This is a genomic window from Mycolicibacterium vaccae NBRC 14118 = CIP 105934 (assembly GCF_001552715.1).
In the GTDB taxonomy this organism is placed as follows: domain Bacteria; phylum Actinomycetota; class Actinomycetes; order Mycobacteriales; family Mycobacteriaceae; genus Mycobacterium; species Mycobacterium vaccae.
In genome coordinates this window covers 1-700 of record NZ_BCRS01000364.1, presented here as the reverse complement: position 1 = coordinate 700, position 700 = coordinate 1, and the positions used below count along the sequence as shown (strand labels likewise).

1 protein-coding gene is annotated in these 700 nt (G+C 73.4%); it reads right to left on the bottom strand.

All coding sequences use genetic code 11. From position 1 onward, the window contains the following. Positions 1 to 70 precede the first annotated feature (70 nt). Positions 71 to 700: ATP-binding cassette domain-containing protein (locus MVA01S_RS30040; protein ID WP_159426400.1), on the bottom strand; the 630-nt coding region annotated here is incomplete at its 5' end.

Sequence of the window (700 nt, the reverse complement as noted above, 5' to 3'; positions counted from 1 at the left end):
CCGTCCCCGCCGTAGGGCTGCGGCGGGTAGCCGCCCGGATAGGGGCCGGAGGGAGGCGGCGGCGGTTCGCTCATGTCGCTGAGACTACCGTCACAGGCAGATTCTCCGGCAGATGGTGAGTGGCGACGACCACGGTTCGGTGACGGTCGAACAGCGCACCGGGGGTGAGGATGTCGGCCAGCATCCGGTCGGCATCGGACGCGTCGAGGTGCTCGGTCGGCTCGTCGAGCAAGACCGTCGGTGCCGTGGACACCAGGGCGCGGGCCAACAGTAACCGCCTGCGCTGGCCGGCCGACACCGCCGCGGCGCCGCCGACCAGAACGGTCGACAGGCCCCGGGGCAGGCTGTCCAGCCACGGGCCCAGTCCGGTGCGCCGCAACGCATCCCGCAGTTCGTCGTCGGTAGCGTCGCCGCGGGCGACGAGCAGGTTGTCGCGCACAGTGGTGGAGAACAGGTGCGCGTCCTCGGCGAAGAACACCCCTGGCGTGTGCATCAGCAGGGTGGTTTTGCCGCTGCCGCTGGGGCCGACGACGGCGACCCGGTCACCCGGACGCAACTGCAGCGGGGTGACCACGGGCCGGCGATCAGGTCCTGCGGGCGGCTCGGTGAGCGCGAGCAGTCGCCGGGCGGCGACGCGGCCCCGGGTGAGTGCCACCGCGGCGCCCGGCAGCGCGGCGGTCGCCTCGAACGACGCCAGCGG